The following is a 23998-nucleotide window of genomic DNA, read 5'->3' on the forward strand; positions in this document are numbered from 1 at the left end:
TAAGATGTCTTAATACTTGCATATCTCTAACAGCAAACGCATGCGCTTGATGACTACGCTGGTCATCGGGGAACAGGTCAGCGGAAGAGGCTGAAATTTCAGGCCGTCAAAAAGCTATTGGGGGCATGTCAGTATCCAATCGACACTTGAGTATATCGATGAGAACGTTGATAGCTTGCGGGATATTTTGGAAAAAGAGTTGATGTAACAGCTTGAGGCAACGGCTTATTGAGTCTTGCTTATTTGATACTAGAGGAAGCTCTGTGTAACCATAACACGTAAAAATGCCCACTTATTTTAACAAGTGAGCTAATTGATTGCTTACTACTTTTACAATCTATATGACGAAATTACGAGCGTATCGTATTCCTGTCTAATCATTTGCTTGTTAAGACTGATGTTCAGTCGCAGTAACAAACAAAATCTAAATAGTGGTGCCCGGACTCGGAATCGAACCAAGGACACGGGGATTTTCAATCCCCTGCTCTACCGACTGAGCTATCCGGGCAACGGGGCGCATTAAACCGTATTGGCCGCTGGTCGTCAACGGCTTTATAGTTTAAAACCACTAAAACTGTGCTAATTGCTCTCTTTTCAGACAAAAAAAGGAAAAAACACATAAATTGGCATGCAGTTATGTCCAGTGTGTCTTAACTTAGCGCACCATTTTTACGGCACTGAGTGATTGCCAATACATCTTCAGCTAAACGTTTGGCGACCTCGACATCCTGCAATTGGCGTTTAACCAGTAGCTTACTTAAGCAACCTTCCAGAATTAGCTCCATTTGTTGCGCGACCAAACTTGCATCATCAGCATCCATCTCATGCAACAGCTCTTGTGTGTATTGCAAGGAAGCTTGTTTTTGTTGTTCTGCTAACTGATGGATGGGGTGCTCATCATCAGGATAGAAACTGCATGCAGCAATAAACAGGCAGCCAGGATAGCGTTTATTTTGCACTTGCTCACTGAGCGTCTCATAGCGCGCCAATAACTTTTGTTTCGGCGATAATGTTTCGTCCAGTTGCAACTGACGCCGCCAGGTATCTATTTGCTGACCGTGGTAGCGTAAGCAATCATATAATAATGCCTCGCGGTCAGGCCAAAATCGGGCCAGATCACTGACTTCCACTGAGACTTCTTTTGCCAGCATCTCCAGTGTGGTATTTGCCAATCCCTGCTGCTCTAACAGATTGAGCGCACTGCTTAAAACTTGTTCACGTTGCACGTTGCTCTCCTCCAACTTCTTCTCTGGCAAGTGTGGTTGACCACAGTCAAATCTGCAAATAACTCAAAATACCTCAGCACTCTGCGCCTGCTGACTCTGTACCTTATCACTACTGTGGCGAGATTTTATTAACTCTTTGCGATTACCTGTTTGCTTATTCAGATGCTGACTGAGTGATGCCATTCATCATAACTGTGCGACCTAATTCCCATGTGAAATACGTGGCATTGGGGAAAGAGTGTGATTTAAGGTGCTCGGCCGGGCTCGGCGCTGCTGGGTAATAGGGCTATATTGATATCTATCCCGATATCCAGAGCGATGGGTTGATAAACTCGGCACCTGGGTGGCCAAAGATAGCTCATGAGATTAATCATTTATGAAAATAGTCATCGCTCCGGACTCCTATAAAGAAAGTTTATCTGCGCTGGATGTTGCGGTGCAGATTGAAGCGGGTTTTCGCACCCAGTTTCCCCATGCGCAATATATCAAGCTCCCGGTTGCTGATGGTGGCGAAGGGACCGTGGAAGCTATGGTAGCGGCGACGGCGGGCCGCATCATTAAAGTGAAAGTGACCGGCCCGTTAGGGGAGCTGGTTGATGCCTTTTACGGGATTTCTGGTGATGAAAAATCGGCATTTATTGAAATGGCGGCGGCCAGTGGGCTAGAGCTTGTTCCTCCGCCACTGCGCAACCCATTGAAAACCACTTCTTATGGAACTGGTGAATTGATTTGTCATGCTCTGGATCAGGGGGTGAAACATATCATTATCGGCATAGGTGGCAGTGCTACCAATGATGGTGGCGCGGGTATGGTGCAGGCGCTGGGGGGCAAATTACTGGATAAACATGGCGCACAGATTGGTTTTGGTGGCGGCAAGTTATCTGAGCTGGATAGCATTGATGTTTTAGGGCTGGACTCTCGTATTCAACAATGCCAAATAGATGTTGCCTGTGATGTCACCAATCCACTGACTGGCGCTGCAGGGGCTTCTGCCATTTTTGGGCCGCAAAAAGGTGCGACGCCGGAGATGGTGACCCTGCTGGATGAAGGTTTATTGCATTACGCGGGGGTGATTAAACGTTATTTGTCAGTCGAGGTTGATCAGGTTGAAGGCGCAGGCGCTGCTGGAGGGGTAGGGGCGGCATTGCTGGCTTTTTGCGGTGCCACTTTAAGTCCGGGAGTGGATATTGTGACCGATGCACTGGGGCTGGATGCATTAGTCCGTGATGCTACTTTTGTGATTACCGGCGAAGGGCGAATTGACAGCCAAACTCTTCATGGCAAAGTCCCCATCGGGGTCGCCAGAGTCGCCAAACGTTATAATAAACCCGTGATTGGGATTGCAGGTAGCCTGTCCGCTGATGTGGACGTAGTTTATGAACACGGCTTGGATGCGGTATTCAGTGTGATTTACAGCATTTGCACCTTGGATCAGGCGCTGGAGAATGCCGCCGACAATGTATTCAAGACGGCGCGGAATATTGCCGCGACATTGGCGATGGGTATGGCTGCCGCGACGTTATAGCTCCGGTTGATGACCATGCTGCCCCATGAGCTTTTTGAATCTTTGCGAAAAACTGCAAAATGGGTTACCGCACGGTATTTTTTAAGTGCTGCAAAAATTCACTGGCATTCATAAAGCCCGTCACTCTGGCGTCGTGAATCTCATTACCTTGTGCATCGAAAAACACAATGGTCGGCAACCCCAGGACATTAAGCTCTTTCAGCAGGGCTGCGTGTGCCGCACTGTTTGCCGTCACATCGGCTTGCAGCAGCAAGGTATTGGCTAATTGCTGCTGAACCTGTGCATCACTAAAGGTGTATTTCTCAAACTCTTTGCAGGCCACACACCAGTCGGCGTACAAATCCAGCATCACCGGTTTTCCCTGCGCTTGTGCTAAAGCGGCTTGAAGTTGAGGTAAATCGGCAACTGATTTAAAAGCTAAATGCTTAATTTCATTTTGTGGTGTAGGGCTGCCAAAAGCCCAGTCTTGCAGTGGGCGGGCGGCAACCAATAAGGCGGCGAGCAGCAGTAACTGACAAACTCGCGCCCAGCCGGAGTGGGCTTTCAAGCTCAAGACAAAGGCCCAGCCGAAGAAGGCGACAGCCAGCAGGCTCCAGAGACGTAAGCCCCAGACATCACCCAGCACCCTTTCCAGCAAGAATACTGGCAGGGCCAGAATGACAAAGCCGAAAGCTTCTTTGACGTATTGCATCCACGGGCCACTGCGCGGGATAAGCTTGTTGCCGAATAACGTCACAATCACCAGTGGGATGCCCATTCCTAAAGCATATAAATACAAGGTGCCGCCCCCGGCCAGCATATTCCCGCTTTGGGCGATATACAGCAAAATGGCGCTGAGTGGGGCGGTGGTGCATGGCGAGCAAATCAGACCCGCCAGTGCGCCCATAGCAAAAACACCCGCCAGTGAGCCACCGCGTTGGCTGCTGCTCCACTGTACCAGTCGGGTCTGCAGTGAGGATGGCAATTGCAGCGAATACAGGCCGAACATGGATAACGCCAGCAGCACGAACAGTGCTGATAACCCAACTAACACATAGGGGTGCTGTAACGCCGCCTGAAATTGTAACCCTGCCGCTGCCACCACCAAGCCGAGCAAGGTGTAAGTCAGTGCCATTCCTTGCACATAGACCACGGCTAACAGCAAGATCCGCCGTTGGCTATGCGGCTTTTCACGGCCAAGAATAATAGCTGATATCAGCGGATACATTGGCAGCACACAAGGGGTAAAGGCGATACCAATGCCAATGAGCAGCGCCCATAAAGGTGAAAATGGCAATTCAGCTGGCACTGGGATGGCATCATTTGTCAGTGGGGAAATTGCCGCAGTAGAGGCACTGGCGGCCACCGTAGAAAGCGGAACCACCCGTGTTTCTGGGGGATAGCAGAAACCGGCCTCGGCGCAGCCCTGATATGTCACGCTAACACTGGCCTGTTCACCGGCCTGCAAAATGGGGATTTTTAGTGTGAGTTGCTGCTTAAAAATCGAAACTTCACCATAGAATTCATCATGATGGGCAATGCCTTCTGGCAACGTAAATGCACCAAGAGTGGCATTTTGCGGCACAATTTTTATTTGCTGGCGATACAGATAATAGTCGGGATGAATTTGCCAACTCAGAGTGAGTTGGTCACCTTGTTGGCGAAAATCAAAGGCAAACGCCTGATCGACAGGTATAAAGCGGCTCTGGCTGCTTTTTTGGCCAAAAGAGGCATTATCACCAAACAGTGAAGCCTGTGCACTGTGCGGCGCGAGTAAAACGCTGCACAGCAGCAGAATCAGAGTAATGAAGCGTTGAGCCATGACAGGTAATCTTTATCTCCATCCCGTACTGGCAACACCAGCAATTCCGGTGTCTGGTAGGGGTGATGTTGTTTGATATAACTGAGAAGTGCTTGCTGATGGCTGGCATTGCTCTTGAACAAAAGCTGGACTTCATACTCTTGCTGGAGCTTCCCTTCCCAGTAGTAAATCGAGGTCGCACCTGGCAATAAGGTTGCGCAGGCTGCCAGTTTTTCACCCAGAACCTGCGCGGCTAAATCTTGCGCGCTGGCTTCATCAGGGGCGGTGCACAATACCACAATTGCATCACAATCAGACATCTTAACCTCGTTGGGTAATGCTGCTGAAGTTAAGCACTATACCCTGAAGCTGATGTGAGTCAGAAGATGATTTATCCTCCGAATATTTCAAGATGCAAGGGTTTTGGTGATGATTTTTTATTCAACAAATTGATTTTAAATTAATTTTTATTCATTTGCTTGTCAGCAACCGACAACTCGCACCCGATTGGGGATAGGTAACTGTGATATAGATTCCAAAACAAAATGGGGCGCACGAAGCGCCCCATCGAGTGAGATACAGACAACTTATAGAACCAACGTGCCCATCACAAAGCCGAAACAAACCGCCAGTGCAACCCCGATAGTCCCTGGGATGAAGAACGGATGGTTGAATACGAAGCGGCCAATGCGGGTGGTGCCGGTGTCATCCATTTGTACTGCTGCAACCAGTGTTGGGTAGGTTGGCAGAATGAACAAACCAGAAACCGCAGCAAAAGAAGCAATGGCAGCCAGTGGTGAAACGTTCAGTGCCATTGCCATTGGCATCAATGCTTTGGCAGTTGCAGCTTGTGAGTAAAGCAGTGCTGAACAGAAGAAGAAGATAACCGCCAGCAACCATGAATGCGCTTGAATCAGGCTACCTGCAGTTTCTTTAATCCATTCCAGATTGTGCTGTACAAAGGTATCGCCCAACCAGGCTACACCGAGAATACAAATACAAGCACTCATGCCGGCTTTGAAGGTGCTGGAGTTCAGGATTAAATCGGTTTCAACCGAGCAAACCATTGTGGTGAGGGTCGCCACACTCAGCATGATAATCAGGATAGCGTTAGTGGTGTTCATCAGCGGTGTTGCCACCAGACCGACACTTGGGCTGTTGATAATGGCATATGCCACCACCGACAATACGCCCGCCAGGAACAGCAACACGGAGGTTTTCGCGCGCGGTTTAATCACTTTTACCGTGTCGCCACGCAGTGTTACCAGGCCTTCTTCCAGACGTTTTAGATAGATTGGGTCATCGGACAGTTTGGAGTTAAAGCACCAGGACACAATCAGTGACATCACAAACACCGCAAGCAGGGTGGATGGGATAACTATCATCAGTAAATGTAAGTAGCTGACGCCATGACCTTCCATCACAGAAGACATGTAGACTACGGCCGCAGAAATAGGGGATGCGGTGATGGCGATTTGCGCGGAGACCACTGCGGTAGAAAGTGGGCGGCAAGGTTTGATGCCTTGTTCTTTCGCCACTTCTGCAATCACCGGCAAGGCTGATAGCGAAATATTACCTGTCCCGGCAAAGATGGTCAGAAAATAGGTGACCAGCGGAGCAAGGATAGTGATGTGTTTTGGGTTCTTGCGCAGTAACTTTTCGGTTTGCTGCACCAGATAATCCATACCGCCCGCGACCTGCATTGCAGAGATTGCAGCGATAACCGCCATGATGATTGAAATAACGTCAAATGGAATACTGCCCGGTTTGACGCCAATGATCGCCAATACCAAAACACCAATCCCACCTGCAAATCCAATACCGATACCACCTAACCTGGCCCCTAAAAAAATGGCCAGCAGAACGATGACTAATTCTACGGCTATCATAGTGTTTACTCCTTAATTTTAATTGGAAAACATTTGTTTTAATTGGAAACGAAAAGTTAAAAATTTGTGTTTGCCAGAAAGTAAAAAGGCACGTTGTCCAGAGGAGCATACGTGCCTTACAGGGCTACCGGATGATTATTTTATTGTTCATTTTCATCGGTATAGCGTTTTGCCTTATAGGCAGGATGCATCAGGTTCTCGACCGAGAAAATGTCGTCCAACTCGGCTTCAGTTAATAAGCCGCGTTCCAGAACCACTTCCCGCACATTTTTACCGGTTTCTGCACAAATCTTGCCGACAATGTCACCGTTATGGTGGCCAATGAACGGGTTAAGATAAGTGACAATACCGATAGAGTTAAAGACGTAGCGCTCGCAAACTTCTTTGTTGGCGGTAATGCCATTAATGCATTTTTCCAACAGGTTATAACAAGCATTTGTCAGGATATGGATGGACTCAAACATCGCCTGACCAATCACCGGCTCCATAACGTTCAACTGGAGCTGGCCTGCTTCGGCCGCCATAGTAATGCAAGTGTCGTTACCGATCACCTTAAAACAAACCTGGTTAACAACTTCAGGGATAACCGGGTTAACTTTGGCTGGCATGATAGAAGAACCGGCCTGCAATTCTGGCAGGTTGATTTCATTCAAACCAGTACGTGGGCCAGACGAAAGCAAACGTAAGTCATTACAGATTTTTGACATCTTAACGGCCAGACGTTTCAGCGCGCTGTGCACCATCACGTAAGCACCACAGTCAGAGGTCGCTTCAATCAAGTCTTCTGCTGGCACACATGGCAGACCACTGATTTCAGACAGTTTCTGTATTGCTAACTGTGAGTAACCTTCTGGTGTATTCAGCGCAGTACCAATCGCGGTTGCACCCAGGTTAACTTCCAGTAGCAACTCTGCGGTACGTTGCAGGTTTTTGGTTTCTTCTTTTAATAGCACCGCGAAGGCTTTGAATTCCTGCCCCAGCGTCATAGGTACAGCGTCCTGCAATTGGGTTCGGCCCATCTTCAGGATTTTTTCGAATTCTTTGGATTTTCTTTCGAAGCCTTCTTTTAACTGATTGATGGCGTCGATAAGCTTCATGATGGAAGCATAAACCGCGATGCGGAAACCGGTGGGGTAGGCATCGTTGGTGGACTGGCATTTGTTCAGGTGGTCGTTAGGGTTAAGGTATTGATATTCCCCTTTCTGATGGCCCATCAGCTCTAACCCGATATTGGCCAGAACTTCGTTGGTATTCATGTTTAAAGAGGTGCCCGCGCCGCCTTGGAAGACATCAACCGGGAACTGATCCATACATTTGCCTTTATCCAGAACTTCGTCGCATGCCTGGATAATGATGTCAGCAATTTTGCGTGGGATGGTATGTAACTCTTTGTTCGCCATCGCTGCGGCTTTTTTTACCATAACCATGCCGCGTACAAATTCCGGAACATCACTTATTTTACTGTTGCTGATATAGAAGTTTTCAATCGCACGCAGGGTATGAACACCGTAGTAAGCCTCTGCGGGGACTTCTCGTGTACCTAACAGGTCTTCTTCAATACGAATGTTATTTGACATGAGAACCTTCTCTAATGTGCTGTCTTGTTTTGTATTTGTTAACTAAATTATGCCGACGTGGACAATATGATGCCGCAATGAAGCTATAGCGCGGAAAGATTAACCATTCATCATATCGCTGACAGGATCATATGCTGCTTAATGATAAAAAGCCTTGAACCAGGATCACTATATGGTGGGAATTAATTAAGAGGATCTGATATCTGTGATTTCTCTCACAGTTATACACTTGGATAATAAAATTTTGCTCTTAGCTTGAAAAATGAATTAACCACCACCATTTTATGAGGGTCGACCCACGTCGAAGAGGGGGGCTGACACCAAAATCTGCCAAACAGGTAGAAAAGGCAATGTTAGCGCCAACTGGGTCAAGGTTTTCATGGTATCTGTCAGGCAGGGGTTTATCTGATGAGGGATACTGAATGATTGGAATAAGGAGAATGCGGTGCGTTGGTTACCGTTAGCGCTGATATTTTTATTGGCATATATAGAAATATCGATATTTATCAAGGTTGCAGCTGTGTTGGGTGTACTGGTTACCCTGCTGTTGGTTATCTTGAGCTCCTGTATTGGGATTTCACTGGTGCGTAACCAGGGAATGAAAACCTTTATACAGATGCAGCAAAAATTGGCAGCGGGTGAAAGCCCTGCGGCAGAAATGATCAAAAGTGTGTCTTTGGTGTTAGCGGGCTTCTTGCTGTTAATCCCCGGCTTCTTCACTGATTTCCTCGGGTTGCTGCTGTTATTACCCCCAATTCAAAAATCATTAACATTAAAATTGATGCCACATCTGAATATTTATCGTGCTAGTGGTTTTAGTGCCGGTAGCGGCCCAATGGGTGGCGGCAATACCTTTGATGGTGAGTTTCAACGTAAAGCTGATGACAGCTTCATTGTTGAACATCGCCCGGATGAGGATGATAAACCTACAGATAATGGTTTTAAAAAGGATTAGTAAGGCTAAACCTCTTGCTAAAATCTTGTTTGTTAATCATAAAATAATAAATTCAATCACAGTGTTTTCTTTTCACTGTGGGCGGTGAGGTGACTAAAAATAGCCACCTTTGGACAAGAAAATAATGAATTTTTTTTGTCGTCATCCCTTGAAGGGATGAGAAGCCGCCCCCATTAAGGAAGGCACGGTATCGGTTATGAAGGCATACCGATATTAATCCTAAATCTGATACGGACCTTCTCATAGGAGAGCTATCAATGAAAATTCGTCCATTGCATGACCGCGTTATCGTCAAGCGCAAAGAAGTTGAATCCAAATCTGCTGGCGGCATCGTTTTAACTGGCACTGCGGCAGGTAAATCCACCCGCGGTGAAGTTCTGGCTGTCGGCAATGGTCGCATCCTGGATAACGGTGAGATCAAGCCGCTGGATGTGAAAGTTGGCGACATCGTTATTTTCAACGATGGTTACGGCGTGAAGTCAGAAAAGATCGACCATGAAGAAGTGTTGATCATGTCTGAAAGCGACATTCTGGCAATTGTTGAAGCGTAATCGCGCTCTCTAATCTTCTGAACTGAACGAGTTAAGGGAAATACCAATGGCAGCTAAAGACGTAAAATTCGGTAACGACGCACGCATCAAAATGCTACGCGGCGTAAACATCCTTGCTGATGCAGTGAAAGTGACCCTGGGCCCGAAAGGCCGTAACGTAGTTCTGGACAAGTCTTTCGGCTCTCCAACAATCACCAAAGATGGTGTTTCTGTTGCACGTGAGATCGAACTGGAAGACAAGTTTGAGAACATGGGCGCACAGATGGTTAAAGAAGTTGCCTCTAAAGCGAATGACGCGGCAGGCGACGGTACTACCACTGCAACTGTTCTGGCTCAATCCATTATCACTGAAGGTCTGAAAGCTGTTGCAGCTGGCATGAACCCAATGGATCTGAAGCGCGGTATTGATAAAGCAGTTATCGCTGCGGTTGAAGAACTGAAAAAACTGTCTGTGCCTTGCTCTGATTCTAAAGCTATCGCACAAGTCGGTACCATCTCTGCAAACTCTGACTCAACTGTGGGTGAGCTGATTGCACAAGCGATGGAAAAAGTGGGTAAAGAAGGCGTTATCACCGTTGAAGAAGGTTCAGGCCTGCAAGACGAGTTGGACGTAGTAGAAGGTATGCAGTTCGATCGCGGCTACCTGTCTCCTTACTTTATCAATAAACCTGAAACAGGTTCTATTGAACTTGAAAGCCCATTCATCCTGTTGGCTGACAAGAAAATCTCTAACATCCGTGAAATGCTGCCAGTTCTGGAAGCTGTAGCGAAAGCCGGTAAACCACTGCTTATTATTGCAGAAGACGTTGAAGGCGAAGCTCTGGCAACTCTGGTGGTTAACACCATGCGCGGCATTGTTAAAGTAGCAGCGGTTAAAGCACCTGGTTTCGGCGATCGTCGTAAAGCTATGCTGCAAGACATTGCTACCCTGACTGGCGGTACTGTTATTTCTGAAGAAATCGGTCTGGAACTGGAAAAAACCACTCTGGAAGATTTGGGTCAGGCAAAACGTATTGTTATCAACAAAGACACCACTATCATCATTGATGGCGTAGGTGACGAAGCTGCAATTCAGGCGCGTGTTGCTCAAATCCGTGCTCAGATCGAAGAAGCAACTTCTGATTACGACAAAGAAAAACTGCAAGAGCGTGTTGCTAAACTGGCTGGCGGCGTTGCCGTTATCAAAGTTGGCGCTGCAACTGAAGTTGAAATGAAAGAGAAGAAAGCACGTGTTGAAGATGCTCTGCATGCAACCCGTGCGGCTGTAGAAGAAGGCGTAGTTGCTGGTGGTGGTGTTGCACTGATTCGTGCTGCATCAGCTATCACTGCTTCTGGCCTGAAAGGCGACAATGAAGACCAGAACGTAGGTATCAAAGTTGCTCTGCGTGCGATGGAATCTCCACTGCGTCAGATCGTAGTTAACGCCGGTGAAGAAGCCTCTGTTATCGCGAACAACGTTAAAGCGGGTTCTGGTAGCTACGGTTACAACGCATACAGCGAAGAATACGGCGACATGATCGCAATGGGTATCTTGGATCCAACTAAAGTGACTCGTTCTGCTCTGCAGTACGCAGCTTCTATTGCTGGTCTGATGATAACTACCGAGTGCATGATTACTGATCTGCCACGTGATGATAAAGGCGCTGATATGGGCGCTGGCATGGGTGGTATGGGCGGTATGGGCGGCATGATGTAATGCTGCCAACCTTATAGCTTCATTGATTGCTGATTAAGCTATAGACCTAAAGCGAGTGGGGTAACCTGCTCGCTTTTTTTATGGAAATAAAAAACCGGCTATAAACCTAAAACCCGTCATAATCTTGCCTTGTCTGTATTTTATACTCAGCTTTTTCTTATTCACATTTTTGCAATCTGAGGTATTAACCGCAGTTTTATTTCACTCGGTTGATGATTACAGGGCTTTTTATTCTCTTCGTTTCTGATTTAATGTGTAAACTGAGATACCTTTCATCGTCGACGTTACAGTGGTATGAGTGGCACTTACTCACCCGAATTCCTTACTTGTAGTTATTTATTACTTGAATAGGCTCATCGGGACTCTTTGGTTTGCTACCCTGTTGTAACCGAGATTATTTTGGGTATGTATTTTTCAGAATCTTGTATCTGGACATTTTCGGCAACGGATGCCTAAGCGGCGGCGGTGCTTTCTGGTAATCTTTAGCGTGATTCTCAACTTCTAATGGGGAAAAAAATGCGGATTAAAGTGTTACTTGGTCTTTCAGCAGCGCTGTTGCTGGCAGGTTGTAGCTCCACTAACCAATTGAGTGCGGCGGGCGAGCAAGTGAAGTTCTCCGACACCAAACCGGGTAGTGAATGTCAGTTAGTTGGTCAGGTGACGGGCACTCAGAGTAATTGGTTATCTGGCGGCGGCGGTGAAAGCAGCTCTATGCGCGGTGCAGCAAATGACCTGCGCAATAAAGCAGGGGCGATGGGCGGCAATGTTATCTATGGTGCAACCAGCCCGAGCGAAACCTTCTTATCAAGCTTTGCGCCGCTCGACAGCAAAATGATCGGTGAAGTTTACAAGTGCCCTTAATATTTCTAGCACGCATGTAAATTGCCCAGGGGATGCACAGCATTCCCTGGGGTTGATAACCCAGCGATATTTTCAGTTCCGAGTCAGTCGAGGTGACGGCACTAATGGGTGCTCCGGCCCCTTACCAGGCTACGACCCATTTGGCACATTAATATCTAAGTGGCTTATTCTTTCTATTACTCGCCTTGCATCAGTCGCAGATCCAGCGGTGTTTTGCTAGGTTGCCCGCCAATTTCTCGCGCCAGCCGCGGGACTAAATAACCTGATACCCGGCTCAGTAAGCCTTTCATTAATTGCCGAGCTTCATCATCGTCAACCATAAAGTGGGCTGCGCCTTGTACTTTATCCAATACATGGATGTAATAAGGCAAAATTCCGGCATCAAATAAGGCATTACTTAATGTTGCCAAAACCTCAGCATCATCATTGACTCCCCGCAACAACACACTTTGGTTTAACAGTGTCACACCCGCCCGTTTCAGCTGTGCCATACTGTCTCGTAAGTCTTGGTCGATTTCATTGGCGTGGTTTATATGTGTCACCATCAGCACCTGTAATCGTGACTCACTCAACCGCTGACACAGTGCTGCGGTAATGCGCGCAGGAATCACTACCGGCAACCGGGTATGGATACGTAACCGTTTGATATGAGGAATACTTTCTAGCTCATCTAATAACCAGCTGAGTTCGTTATCCTTTGCCATTAACGGGTCACCACCCGAGAATATAATCTCGTCCAGCTCAGGATGCTGACGGATATAATCCAGTGCTTGATGCCAATTGGCTTTGTTGCCCTGGTTATCCTGATAAGGGAAATGACGGCGGAAACAATAGCGACAATTGACCGCACAGCCGCCTTTGACCAGCAATAAGGCGCGATTGCGGTATTTGTGCAGCAGGCCGGGGACGACACTGCGCTGTTCATCAAGTGGATCGTTGGTAAAACCGGGGGCCGTGATAAACTCTTCGCGAGCGGTGAGCACCTGAAGCAATAACGGATCGGATGGATTCCCCGGTTGCATACGCGCAACAAATGCACGCGGCACTCTTAAGGGAAATAAACGACGCGCTGCGGTGCCTTGTTGCAGGTCAGGGTGTTCATTTAAGAACAAAATTCTTAGCAATTCGTCCGGATCTGTAATTACATCGGCGAGTTGTTGCAACCAATCTTCTCTAATTGGCATGTTTCGGGTTACAATACTTGCCATTTTTTAGGCTTACTACCAGTTTCTTGAGGACCATAATGGCCAGTTATTATAGCAACGATTTTCGTCCCGGTCTTAAAATCATGTTCGAGGGCGAGCCTTATGCAGTTGAGTCCAGCGAATTCGTAAAACCAGGCAAAGGCCAGGCTTTTGCTCGCGTTAAGATGCGTCGCCTGTTGACCGGCGGCCGTGTTGAAAAGACCTTCAAATCAACCGATTCTCTGGAAGGCGCAGACGTTAACGATCTGAACCTGACTTACCTGTATAACGACGGTGAGTTCTGGCACTTCATGAATAACGAGACTTACGAACAGCTGCAAGCCGATGCAAAAGCCATTGGTGAAAACGGCAAATGGTTGATTGACCAGGCTGAATGTATCGTAACTCTGTGGAACGGCCAGCCGATTTCTGTTTCCCCACCAAACTTTGTTGAGCTTGAAATCACTGACACAGATCCAGGCCTGAAAGGTGATACTGCCGGTACCGGTGGTAAGCCTGCAACTCTGAGCACTGGCGCCGTGGTCAAAGTGCCATTATTCGTACAGGTTGGCGAAGTAATCAAAGTTGATACCCGCTCTGGCGAATATGTTTCTCGCGTGAAGTAAGTTGCAGTAAATAAGTTACGCTGAGAATAAAAGAAAACCGCTTAATTGGCGGTTTTCTGCTATCTGGGTTTTGTCTGATGTTGGTATTTCAAGTCGGAAAAAGTGCAATTTTGTTTTTTTGACTATCCTTATAAGGCGGACATACCCACGCACTATAAGGAGTTTTTATAATGTTGAAGAAAAGCATCGCAGTCATTTTCTCATTATTAGTTATCATTTCATTGAGCGCTTGCAATACCACCAAAGGTGTCGGTAAAGATGTTCAAAGCGCCGGTAGCGCTATTGAGCGCAGCGCAGAATAACCCTCTGTTTGTATTGCTATCGGCGGCATTGGCCGCCGGATTTGTTTTTAGCGACTCATGATATTGATGCTGAGTATCTGGCGTGCTAACGTACCATTCTTATCTGTCTGCTGCCTGGGACGACCCAGCACGCATCTGTTATCTCGGGGACGACCCCGCCTAAGCGAGGTGGTTACCATGGCTTGGATTATTCTGGTTATTGCAGGTTTATTAGAAGTTATTTGGGCCATTGGTCTAAAGTATTCCCATGGTTTTACGCGACTGACACCCAGCATTGTGACGTTGGTTGCGATGGCCGCCAGTGTCTTTCTCTTGGCCTATGCCATGAAAACCTTACCGGCGGGCACGGCTTATGCTGTCTGGACGGGGATTGGAGCGGTGGGGACGGCTATCCTGGGAATCATGTTACTTGGGGAATCGGCCAGTATGGCGCGAGTTTTTAGTTTAGGGCTGATTTTGGCAGGAATTATCGGACTTAAATTGGCGTCATAAATTATTAGTATCATAGATTATAGGGGCTCACTTCTTCGTGGGCCCCAAACTAAACTATTCTAAAATCATTGACCTAACCCTATTTCTCCCTGCTTCACCCAGATCAATTCATCCACCGGGAAACCATAATTTTTCGCGACTGCAACCAGCCGATCCTTGGTTTGGCTATCAATTGTCGGTGTGCGGGATAGGATCCACAAATATTCCCGATTAGGGCCAGCAATTAAGGCATGCTGATAGTCATCGTCTAAATCAATAACGTTATACCCGCCATAGAAAGGCCCGAAGAATGAGACTTTCAGTGAAGCTTGTTGTGGTGAACCAATAAAATAGGCTTTCCCAACACTTTCCTGCCATTGTTGTTTCTTCGAGTTATAACCTCGGTTAATGACTTTTACACCGCCATCATCACGAAGTTGGTAATTAGCCGAGACATTATCCAGCCCACGTTCGAAAGAATGATCCAGCCGGGCAATTTCGTACCAAGTGCCAAGATAGCGGGGTAGTTGGAAGTTATCGACGACTTTCACGTCTTTTGGCGGCGTAATACTACAGGCGACAGAGAGCAGGGTCGCTGCTAATACAGATAATTTTGACCACAGGCGCATCAGTATTCCTCAGTATTTCAATTAGTCATCTTTAATTGAGAATAACTATCATTCATGCAGGAAGCAAATGGATGAATCTGAATTATTGGCCGGATTGTATTGGTGAGTGAATAAAAAACGGCCCGCCAGAAGCACGGGCCGTAGATAAGGCATGGGTAATTACAGTGTCAGAACACCGATAATCGTGACCACACTCAGAATGGCAGCCAAACCATAGAATACCCATTTCCCTGCTGGAACATGGATTTTCAAATCATGCATTGCGTGGTGAATACGATGTAAACCGCACCATAATGGCAGAATAATCATCAGCAACAGGAATACCCGGCCAATGAAGCTCTGACAGAACGCTAATACGCGCTCATAACTCAATGCATCACCTGGGAAAGCACCCAGCGGCAGCAAAATAGCGACCAGCAGAATAACAGCAGGTGAAATAATGGCACTCCACATGCCGCCCGCACCAAACAGACCCCAGAAGATAGGTTCATCGGAGCGTTTAGGGACTTGATTCATCTTGTTCTCCTCCGGGTTAGAGTAAGGCAACGGCCAGAATAATCGCGGTAGCCACGACAGTCACAACCCACAGCGCCTTGATAATCGGCTCTGGCCCCATTTTTTCACTATTCACGATAACAATGGCGGCCTTTGGTGCCAGTTCAAACCAGGTTTTGGTGTGCAACACAGCGGCCAATAACGTAATAATGTTAATCAATAACACCAGCGGGTTTTGCAGGAATCCAACAAAACTTTCCCAGCCGGCTGGGCCACTTTTTAGTGAAAATACCCCGTAGATCAGCAAGATACTGAACCACACAGCAGGGACGGATGTCCCTTCACGCAACATATAAAAGCGATAGAAACCGAGCTGTTGCCACCAGTTCGGGGCCATGGTACGGACGTAAGCTTTACGTTTAGTAGTCATTACTGTTTCCCCTCCCTTATTGTGGTTTCAGCATGGCGATCATGAAGTCTTTTGCACTCTCAACCTTGCCTTGCTGGATAGCAGCAGCGGGGTCAACATGCTTCGGACAAACTTCAGAACAGTAGCCGACAAAAGTACAACTCCAGACGCCATTTTTTCCGTTAAGTTGAGGCATACGCTCTTTCTTACCGTGGTCGCGAGTGTCCAGATTGTAGCGGTGAGCCAGAGTGATGGCTGCGGGGCCAATGAACTCAGGATTGAGGCCAAACTGTGGACAAGCGGCATAGCACAGACCGCAGTTAATACAGCCGGAGAATTGATGGTATTTCGCCATCTGAGCCGGAGTTTGCTTAGTCGGGCCGTCTTTTGCCTTGCGCTCATTACCAATAATGTAAGGTTTTATGGCTTCCAGACTCTCAATAAAGTGAGTCATATCAACCACTAAGTCGCGTTCGATGGGGAAGTTACCTAGCGCTTCGACCTTCATGCCAGCGGTATATTCGCGCAGGAAAGTCTTACAAGCGAGCTTCGGTACCTTGTTAACCATCATGCCACATGAGCCGCAAATTGCCATCCGGCAAGACCAACGATAAGACAAGTCGGGTGCCAGGTTGTCTTTGATATAACCCAGTGCATCAAGCAGAGAGGTTTGCTCATCGTAAGGCACTTCAAACATCTCGAAGTGAGGTTCGCTATCACTTTCTGGGTTATAGCGCATGACTTCCATTTTCAGGACTTTCATATCAGTCATTCGCCTGCTCCTTATCCTTTAAATCTTTCGCATCTTTTGCATCTTTCGCATCTTGTGCGGTGGCTTCACCACCATAAACACGTTTTGCCGGTGCCAGCTTGGTAATTTTCACGTCGCTGTATTCAAGACGAGGTGCGCCACCTGGCGTATGGAAGGCCAGAGTGTGTTTCAGGAAATTAACATCATCGCGCTCGGTGCAGCCTTCATCCAGACGTTGATGCGCACCACGGGATTCTCTGCGGTTCAGTGCAGAATGTGCCATACATTCTGCCACATCCAAACCATAGCCTAATTCGATGGTGTACAGCAGGTCAGTATTAAAGACACTGGAGGTATCAGTGATTTTCACACGTTTGAAGCGCTCTTTCAGTTCAGCCAGTTTATCCACGGTTTTCTGCATCAGTTCCGGTGTACGGTAAATACCGCAACCTTCTTCCATTGACAGGCCCATCTCATCGCGGATTTTAGACCAGTTTTCAGTCCCTTCCTGCTTCATCAGGTTACTCAGACGGGTTTCTACATCACGGGTCTGGGCATCCAGCACACTGCCATTGGCAGGATTGCTTTCCATCGCCCGCAAAGCCGCTTGTTCGCCAGCCACACGGCCAAAGACCACCAGTTCAGCCAGTGAGTTGGAACCTAAGCGGTTGGCACCATGCAAGCCAACTGAGGAGCATTCGCCGACGGCAAACAGCCCTTTGATTCGGGTTTCACACTGTTGGTTAGTTTCGATGCCGCCCATGGTGTAATGCGCGGTTGGGCGCACTGGGATTGGCTCTTTAACCGGGTCAACGCCCACATAGGCTTTTGCCAATTCACAGATAAATGGCAGGCGCTCAAGCAGTTTTTTCTCACCCAGATGGCGTAAGTCCAGATAAACCACATCACCACGAGGGGTGGCGATAGTGCGACCTGCGCGCCATTCATGCCAGAAAGCTTGTGAAACTTTGTCGCGCGGGCCTAATTCCATGTATTTGTTTTTTGGCTCGCCGAGCGGAGTTTCAGGCCCCATGCCGTAATCTTGCAAGTAGCGGTAGCCATCTTTATTGACCAGAATACCGCCTTCACCACGGCAACCTTCGGTCATCAGGATACCTGAACCAGGTAAGCCGGTCGGGTGATATTGCACAAATTCCATATCCCGCAGCGGAACGCCGTGGTGGAATGCCATCCCCATACCATCACCGGTAACAATACCGCCGTTAGTGTTATAACGATAAACTCGGCCAGCACCGCCAGTGGCCATAACCACGGCATTAGCCCGAATTTGTACTCGGGTGCCTTCCATCATATTCATGGCGACAACACCACGAACTTGACCATCATCGACCAGAATATCTAGAACGAAATGCTCATCAAATCTTTGAATTTGTGGGTATTTTAAAGAAGTTTGGAACAAAGTATGTAACATGTGGAAGCCGGTTTTATCGGCGGCAAACCACGTGCGTTCAATTTTCATTCCACCGAAGCGGCGAACGTTGACAGAGCCATCGGGTTTACGGCTCCAGGGGCAGCCCCAAATCTCCAACTGAGCCATTTCTTCCGGGCAGCTATGGACAAAATGATCAACAACATCTTGTTCGCATAGCCAGTCACCACCGGCTACAGTATCGTGGAAATGATAATCAAAGGAATCGTGGTCTTGTGTGACAGCTGCTGATCCCCCTTCGGCAGCCACGGTATGGCTACGCATCGGGTAGACTTTCGAGATCAGAGCAATCTTCAGCTGAGGGTTGGCTTCCGCTGCGGCTATTGCTGCACGTAAACCAGCGCCCCCGGCCCCAATAATGGCAAGATCGGCGTTAAAGGTTTGCACTGCGCTTCTCCATTGTTCAAGTAAAAATCTTATATCCTGGGTTCTTGACACTACAGCGGTGCTAGCAATTCTTACTCACCGGAATGAGTTTGTTTACTGCCTTGCTATTGTGCCAATAACGTTGGCTATATAAAGTGAATCCTTATTCTTAATATATTTTTTGAAATTATTATTGGACTAACTTATTAGCCTCTAATGAGAGTAATTCTATTAAGAATAGCTATTTATTACTTTCTATACGGAATAATTATACCTAATGCTAATGGGTAGAAATTTGATGTGATCGATTGTTTTGTTTTATTTGAACCGTCTCTAGGGCATTACTAGCAAAAACGTGATCCCAAACAGGATCTACTGAGAATTGGTGTTTTTTACAGAGTGAAATGCTGAATTTGAGGGGGGAATCTGGCGGATAAGTCACAGATTTGTCTGCGGGAGGAGATCCGAGTAGACTGCATCCCCTGTTTGATTTCGGAGTTAACCATCATGAGCGACACGGCAAGCTGGCAGCCGAGTGCACCTATCGCCAATTTGTTGAAGCGCGCAGCAATAATGGCAGAGATCCGGCGTTTTTTTGCCGATCGTGGCGTATTAGAAGTTGAAACGCCCACCATGAGCCAAGCGACAGTGACGGACATTCATTTAGTTCCCTTCCAAACCCGGTTTGTTGGCCCGGGCGCTGCCGATGGTTTGACGCTGTACATGATGACCAGCCCGGAATATCACATGAAGCGCCTGTTGGCGGCAGGCAGTGGCTCTATCTATCAATTGGGGCGCAGTTTCCGCAATGAAGAAGCCGGTCGTCATCACAATCCTGAATTTACCATGCTGGAATGGTATCGCCCACATTATGATATGTATCGCTTAATGAATGAGGTTGATGACCTGCTACAGCAAATTCTGGACTGCAACAGTGCTGAAACCTTGTCTTATCAGCAGGCGTTCTTACGCCATTTAGATATCGACCCCTTGTCAGCGGATAAAGCGCAATTGCGTGAAGCGGCGGCAAAACTGGATCTAAGCAATATTGCAGAGACCGAAGAAGATCGCGATACGCTACTGCAATTGCTGTTCACCGTTGGGGTTGAGCCCCACATTGGCCGCGATAAACCGGCTTTTGTGTATCATTTCCCGGCATCTCAAGCTTCTCTGGCGGTGATCAGTTCTGAAGACCACCGGGTGGCAGAACGTTTTGAGGTTTACTTCAAAGGCCTTGAGCTGGCGAATGGCTTCCATGAACTCACTGACGGTGACGAACAACTGCAACGTTTTGAGCAAGATAATCGTGTCCGTGCCAAACGCGGTTTGCCACAAAACCCCATTGATATGAATTTGATTGCCGCCTTGAAACAGGGCTTGCCAGATTGTTCTGGTGTGGCGTTAGGCGTTGATCGCCTGGTGATGTTGGCTTTGGGGGCGGAGAGACTGAGTGAGGTTATTGCGTTCCCGGTTAATATTGCGTAGCTAATTACCCTGTGCCCTTGACGCCGCAGCGGTGTTGGCGGTACTCACTCACCCGAATCACTTAACTTTGTTAGTTCATCGGGATGAGTTTGTTAGCCGCCTTGCTGCAATGCCAATGCTTTGGATAATGCGCGGTGTTCTGACGCCATAGCCAACACACCTGCAGCTTGAAAGATGATATTGCTGCTTACAAACTGCCCGGTGTACGGCTACGGTTTGACGAAACAATACGCCCACGCCCCAACGTTTCCAAACGCGCCTGGAATGGTGGGAATGGCAGAGTAATGCCATGCTCGCGGTAACCTTCCAGAATCAGCTGGTGGATTTCGTGGCGCAGCGGCATACGATGGCCCATTTCGGCGGCGTAAATACGCAATTCGAAAATCTGAATCCCTTGTTGCAGGTCGACCAAATAGACTTCCGGCGGCGGATTATCCAATACCAGCGTACAGCGGCGCGCTGCGGTCAGTAATACTTCTGTCACTTCTTCACTGCTGGTTTCTGCCGGTGCCGGTACCGTCAGCACCACACGGGTAATTGAATCCGATAACGACCAGTTAATAAATTGCTCAGTAATAAAGGCCTTATTTGGCACGATAATTTCTTTGCGATCCCAGTCAGAGATAGTGGTGGCTCGGGTATTAATTTTGGTGACACTGCCGGTGAGCTCGCGGATAGTCACGGTATCGCCAATCCGGATCGGTTTTTCAAACAAAATTATCAAGCCGGAGACAAAGTTGGCAAAAATTTCCTGCAAACCAAAACCCAAACCTAAACCGAGTGCAGCAACCAGCCACTGGAATTTCGCCCACTCGATCCCCAGCATCGAGAAACCGAGCAATCCACCGAACAAGATCAACAGATACTTGGTGATAGTCGAGATGGCATAGCCGGTTCCTGGCGTCAGATCCAAATGCTGTAACAGTGCCAGCTCCAGTAAGGCGGGCAAATTACGCACCAATTGAGTGGTAACAATCATCACCAAAATGGCGATCAGCAGTGATCCCATAGTGATAGCCTGCACCGACTCAATGCCATTAATGCTCGATGACGAATCCCACAGGCGGATGTTTTCCAGGAAACCAAAAGCGGAGTGAATCTCAGACCATAATGCGATCACCGAAACTAATGCGATCATCGTCAAAATTGATCGCACTAACCGCAGGGACTGGGCGCTGATCACATCCAGATCAATGACAGGCTCTTCTACGTCAATGGATCCTTCGGTGCTGTTATTGTGCGGAATATCTTCCTCGCCACGAGCACGCTGTGCCAGGATATCGGCCCGCCGCTGTTTGGCCCGGTCGAAAGCAATTCGTCGACGCTGAATCAGCATCCAACGGCGAATAATATAGTAAACCACTAGCAGGAAGAACCAGATGGCAACCGAGGTCTCCAGCCGCGCCAGCAGCGCCTGTGAGGTGGTGAGATAACCCAGTGCTGATGCCAATGCCGCAATCAATGGTGCAGATAACAGTAGCGCCCAGAGCGCGACGTTAACGATATTCTCCCCAGAGCCTTTTTTATCCAAATAGAGCGGGATACCGGCACGTTTCAGACTGTTAGTGACCAAACTCAAGGCAATACACAGCAAGATAAAGCATAGCCGACCAAGTGTGCCGGCAAATTCGCGGTCGTTGTAATTCTCGAAGGTAATCAGCGCCATCATTAGCGGGACAATCAGCCACACTGACAAGCGATAAAAGCGCATTGCCCGCCCAACTTGGGTAGGTGACCAGCGGAAATGGGTGATAAACAGGCCATGCGGGTGCGCGAATGCGGCGCTGATCATAAATATCCATAACACCGGCACCGTTGCAGTAACGGCATTACCAATGGCGATAGCCATCGGAAATGACCAGGCATTTTGTAATCCATAACCAACCGCCGCCCATAAGACGGGCAGTGGCAGTGCTATCAGAATTGACCAAAAAACGGTACGTAACGTCAGAGAGAAATGGTCTTGCGTAACTTTGCCCACCCGGCTGCTGGCGCGCTCCAGAAAAGCATGATAGTGACGGCGAGAGCTGATACTGAAGCCGACAAACAGTAGGGCACCAATAATTGGCAGTAATGTTTCTTGGCTAGTCATCATCATCATGAAAGCCCCACTCAACTGTGAGAGCGTATCTAGCGACAATAAACGCGTAAGGTCGTGAGCAACATAAATCGGATAGGAAAGTGATATCGGGCTAACATCTGCGACCCAAAACAGATAGCGGTGAGTCGCTTCGCGAACCTCGCTCAGTGCATCCACTAATTGGCTATTAGCCACTTTCAGCTTGGTCAGTTCAAGAATCTGGGTGTCATAACCCGAGAGCAAAGAGTTAAGTAATTCCCGCTGTGTGCGCCATTGGGCATCGAGGATCCGCTGTTGTTCAGTGGTGAGCGGCGCCCCATCGTCTTGCATTAATGGGGTATTCTGTTGCTGTAATTTCTCCAGCATATCTTCATATTGCAGACGCTGAACCCGCAGCTGGGCCATATCACGATCCAGTTGCTGGGATTTTGGCACATCAGGTAACCTGGCAACTTGTGCTCGCAGCGCTTCGCCTAATGCGGTTGAAACACCCAGCCACTGCGCCTGTTCACGAATAGTGCTCAGTGCCTGCCGGACTTGTTGTGTCTGAGCTACCGCCTGACGTTGCTGTGACGAAATAAGATCAATACGCTGTGCTTGCTGATTTAGCGCTTGAGACAGCTCGCGGTTTATTTGCAACTGCTGAGTAATAGATTCGGGTAAGTCACCGCCTTGCTCGGCCAGCAACTCGGTTCGCTCAAGCGCTTTTTCAGCGGCTTGTTGGCGCTGATTATTCAGATTGTTACGCAAGGTTTGCAGCTGGGCATCGACCCGTTCCTGACGTTTTTTGTATAACTCGGCACGCAATCGCGACAGTTCCTGCCGATTATTGGCAGAAAGCTGGGAAAGCTCTAACTCATTGGCTTTGGCTTTGCGGGCCACAGCTTCAGCTTGTAATAGAGCAAACTGCGCCTGTGTTACTGGGTTGGTAGGGCTACTTTGTGCCTGAAGGCGTGAGCCAATTTCTGCCAGAATGCGGCGGGCTTCTGATTGCTGCTGCGGCAGTTGGCTGAGAGATTCACTGATTTCCCGCGCGCGATCCTGCTCTTGTTGAGACAATCGGTTCAGCTCTAACAATTGGCTACTGATTTGCAGCACTTGTTGCTCAAGCTCAGATGTGGACATATTACTGGGGACGGGAAGGGGTTTATCCACTTCCTGCGCCAATTGTTGCCGCAGTTCGCGCGTCAACTTAGGAAAGTCATCAATCGCTTTTTGATACTGCTGGGCACGGATATCAGATTCTTTAGCATCCGCTAACCAGCTAAGAGCCCCTTGCAGCGCCTGAACAATTTCTGCCTGATTGGCCATCCCTTTATTGGCTTCAGCCTGTTTAAGCTCTTGTCTTAACTGGTCTTCATTAGGCTGAGTTGCTGCTTGTAGCGGCAGGGACAACAGCGTAATAAACGACAGTAATAGGCCAATAGAGATTAATTTGGCACATGACATTAGCTTGCAGAAAGGCATTAGCTTATAAAAAGACAGAGACTTGCCAAAAGGCCATGAAATGATTGGGTGCAAGTAAGGGCTCCTTAACATCAACATCAATTACGTTTTATCCTTAGCACGTGAAGCCGCAGAGGTGAGTCTGGTTCAGTCACCCGAATCACTTGATTATCTAAGTTCATCGGGTTCAGTTCGCTGACTATTTACCTGCCACGCCAAATGCTTTGGATAGGGTTGCGCAAGG

21 protein-coding genes, 1 tRNA gene and 1 pseudogene are annotated in these 23998 nt (G+C 48.1%); 10 read left to right on the plus strand and 13 right to left on the minus strand.

Translation table 11 applies throughout. The annotated features are described in order from the left end of the window. Positions 1-99: 99 nt before the first annotated feature. A pseudogene (locus tag YROHD0001_RS20895) lies at positions 100-208 on the plus strand (tyrosine-type recombinase/integrase); the annotation flags it as partial. A gap of 224 nt (positions 209-432) precedes the next feature. On the opposite strand, the gene YROHD0001_RS0117395 reads toward YROHD0001_RS20895, so the two are convergent. Together YROHD0001_RS0117395 and YROHD0001_RS13865 are read right to left on the minus strand one after the other, a co-directional pair. Further along, positions 433-508 (minus strand) — tRNA-Phe (locus tag YROHD0001_RS0117395). Positions 509-650: 142 nt separating this feature from the next. Further along, entirely contained in the window at positions 651-1226 is a 576-nt protein-coding gene (locus tag YROHD0001_RS13865; protein WP_004713619.1) for a transcriptional regulator, read from the minus strand. A gap of 376 nt (positions 1227-1602) precedes the next feature. Between YROHD0001_RS13865 and YROHD0001_RS13860 the strand changes: the two genes are divergently transcribed. After that, a complete protein-coding gene (locus YROHD0001_RS13860) occupies positions 1603-2751 on the plus strand; it encodes a glycerate kinase (protein WP_004713621.1) in 1149 nt (382 codons plus the stop codon). 64 nt (positions 2752-2815) lie between these two features. Here the strand turns inward: YROHD0001_RS13860 and YROHD0001_RS13855 are convergent, their stop codons facing one another. The 4 genes from YROHD0001_RS13855 to aspA all read right to left on the minus strand — a co-directional run bounded on the left by YROHD0001_RS13855 (position 2816) and on the right by aspA (position 7997). Beyond that, positions 2816-4552 carry a protein-disulfide reductase DsbD gene (locus YROHD0001_RS13855; RefSeq protein WP_004713622.1) on the minus strand — a complete coding sequence of 579 codons (1737 nt, stop codon included), beginning with the start codon at positions 4550-4552 and terminating at the stop codon, positions 2816-2818. After that, positions 4528-4851: a divalent cation tolerance protein CutA gene (gene cutA / locus YROHD0001_RS0117400; protein ID WP_032816214.1), complete on the minus strand. Its 324-nt coding sequence runs from the start codon at positions 4849-4851 to the stop codon at positions 4528-4530. Before cutA ends, YROHD0001_RS13855 begins: the two co-directional genes overlap by 25 nt. A gap of 267 nt (positions 4852-5118) precedes the next feature. Continuing rightward, entirely contained in the window at positions 5119-6420 is a 1302-nt protein-coding gene (locus YROHD0001_RS13850; protein WP_004713623.1) for an anaerobic C4-dicarboxylate transporter, read from the minus strand. A 140-nt stretch (positions 6421-6560) separates the two neighbouring features. After that, positions 6561-7997, minus strand: coding sequence for an aspartate ammonia-lyase (gene aspA, locus YROHD0001_RS13845; protein ID WP_004713624.1), 1437 nt, complete (start codon positions 7995-7997; stop codon positions 6561-6563). A gap of 445 nt (positions 7998-8442) precedes the next feature. Between aspA and YROHD0001_RS13840 the strand changes: the two genes are divergently transcribed. The 4 genes from YROHD0001_RS13840 to YROHD0001_RS13825 all read left to right on the plus strand — a co-directional run bounded on the left by YROHD0001_RS13840 (position 8443) and on the right by YROHD0001_RS13825 (position 12060). Continuing rightward, entirely contained in the window at positions 8443-8952 is a 510-nt protein-coding gene (locus tag YROHD0001_RS13840; protein WP_032816216.1) for an FxsA family protein, read from the plus strand. A gap of 257 nt (positions 8953-9209) precedes the next feature. Further along, positions 9210-9503 (plus strand): co-chaperone GroES, encoded by a 294-nt coding sequence (locus YROHD0001_RS13835; RefSeq protein WP_004391824.1) that lies wholly within the window; start codon positions 9210-9212, stop codon positions 9501-9503. A gap of 46 nt (positions 9504-9549) precedes the next feature. Next, on the plus strand, positions 9550-11199 hold the full coding sequence (groL, locus tag YROHD0001_RS13830) for a chaperonin GroEL (RefSeq protein ID WP_004713627.1): 1650 nt from the start codon (positions 9550-9552) through the stop codon (positions 11197-11199). Between the two features lie 516 nt (positions 11200-11715). After that, positions 11716-12060 (plus strand): DUF4156 domain-containing protein, encoded by a 345-nt coding sequence (locus YROHD0001_RS13825; RefSeq protein ID WP_032816217.1) that lies wholly within the window; start codon positions 11716-11718, stop codon positions 12058-12060. Between the two features lie 176 nt (positions 12061-12236). On the opposite strand, the gene epmB is transcribed toward YROHD0001_RS13825, so the two are convergent. After that, the gene (gene epmB, locus YROHD0001_RS13820; RefSeq protein ID WP_032816218.1) at positions 12237-13268 is read right to left on the minus strand and encodes an EF-P beta-lysylation protein EpmB; all 1032 of its coding nucleotides are present in this window, start codon (positions 13266-13268) and stop codon (positions 12237-12239) included. A gap of 35 nt (positions 13269-13303) precedes the next feature. Between epmB and efp the strand changes: the two genes are divergently transcribed. The 3 genes from efp to sugE all read left to right on the plus strand — a co-directional run bounded on the left by efp (position 13304) and on the right by sugE (position 14664). Continuing rightward, positions 13304-13870, plus strand: a complete 567-nt coding sequence (efp, locus tag YROHD0001_RS13815) for an elongation factor P (protein WP_004713630.1) — start codon at positions 13304-13306, stop codon at positions 13868-13870. Positions 13871-14040: 170 nt separating this feature from the next. After that, positions 14041-14172, plus strand: a complete 132-nt coding sequence (locus YROHD0001_RS13810) for an entericidin A/B family lipoprotein (protein WP_004713632.1) — start codon at positions 14041-14043, stop codon at positions 14170-14172. Positions 14173-14349: 177 nt separating this feature from the next. Then, the gene (gene sugE, locus YROHD0001_RS13805) at positions 14350-14664 is read left to right on the plus strand and encodes a quaternary ammonium compound efflux SMR transporter SugE (protein WP_004713633.1); all 315 of its coding nucleotides are present in this window, start codon (positions 14350-14352) and stop codon (positions 14662-14664) included. A gap of 65 nt (positions 14665-14729) precedes the next feature. Here the strand turns inward: sugE and blc are convergent, their stop codons facing one another. The 5 genes from blc to frdA all read right to left on the minus strand — a co-directional run bounded on the left by blc (position 14730) and on the right by frdA (position 18764). Beyond that, the gene (gene blc / locus YROHD0001_RS13800) at positions 14730-15272 is read right to left on the minus strand and encodes an outer membrane lipoprotein Blc (protein ID WP_004713634.1); all 543 of its coding nucleotides are present in this window, start codon (positions 15270-15272) and stop codon (positions 14730-14732) included. Positions 15273-15431: 159 nt separating this feature from the next. After that, entirely contained in the window at positions 15432-15788 is a 357-nt protein-coding gene (gene frdD / locus YROHD0001_RS13795; protein WP_004713636.1) for a fumarate reductase subunit FrdD, read from the minus strand. A gap of 16 nt (positions 15789-15804) precedes the next feature. Beyond that, positions 15805-16197, minus strand: coding sequence for a fumarate reductase subunit FrdC (gene frdC, locus YROHD0001_RS13790; protein WP_032816219.1), 393 nt, complete (start codon positions 16195-16197; stop codon positions 15805-15807). 16 nt (positions 16198-16213) lie between these two features. Beyond that, positions 16214-16948, minus strand: coding sequence for a succinate dehydrogenase/fumarate reductase iron-sulfur subunit (locus YROHD0001_RS13785; RefSeq protein ID WP_032816220.1), 735 nt, complete (start codon positions 16946-16948; stop codon positions 16214-16216). Further along, positions 16941-18764 (minus strand): fumarate reductase (quinol) flavoprotein subunit, encoded by a 1824-nt coding sequence (gene frdA, locus YROHD0001_RS13780; RefSeq protein WP_004713640.1) that lies wholly within the window; start codon positions 18762-18764, stop codon positions 16941-16943. Before frdA ends, YROHD0001_RS13785 begins: the two co-directional genes overlap by 8 nt. Before the next feature lie 486 nt (positions 18765-19250). Between frdA and epmA the strand changes: the two genes are divergently transcribed. Further along, positions 19251-20228, plus strand: coding sequence for an elongation factor P--(R)-beta-lysine ligase (epmA, locus tag YROHD0001_RS13775; RefSeq protein ID WP_032816222.1), 978 nt, complete (start codon positions 19251-19253; stop codon positions 20226-20228). Between the two features lie 187 nt (positions 20229-20415). Here epmA and mscM read toward each other — a convergent pair whose 3' ends face one another. Next, positions 20416-23829, minus strand: coding sequence for a miniconductance mechanosensitive channel MscM (gene mscM, locus YROHD0001_RS13770; RefSeq protein WP_167335088.1), 3414 nt, complete (start codon positions 23827-23829; stop codon positions 20416-20418). Positions 23830-23998: the final 169 nt, after the last annotated feature.

Source organism: Yersinia rohdei ATCC 43380, from assembly GCF_000173775.1.
Taxonomy (GTDB): domain Bacteria; phylum Pseudomonadota; class Gammaproteobacteria; order Enterobacterales; family Enterobacteriaceae; genus Yersinia; species Yersinia rohdei.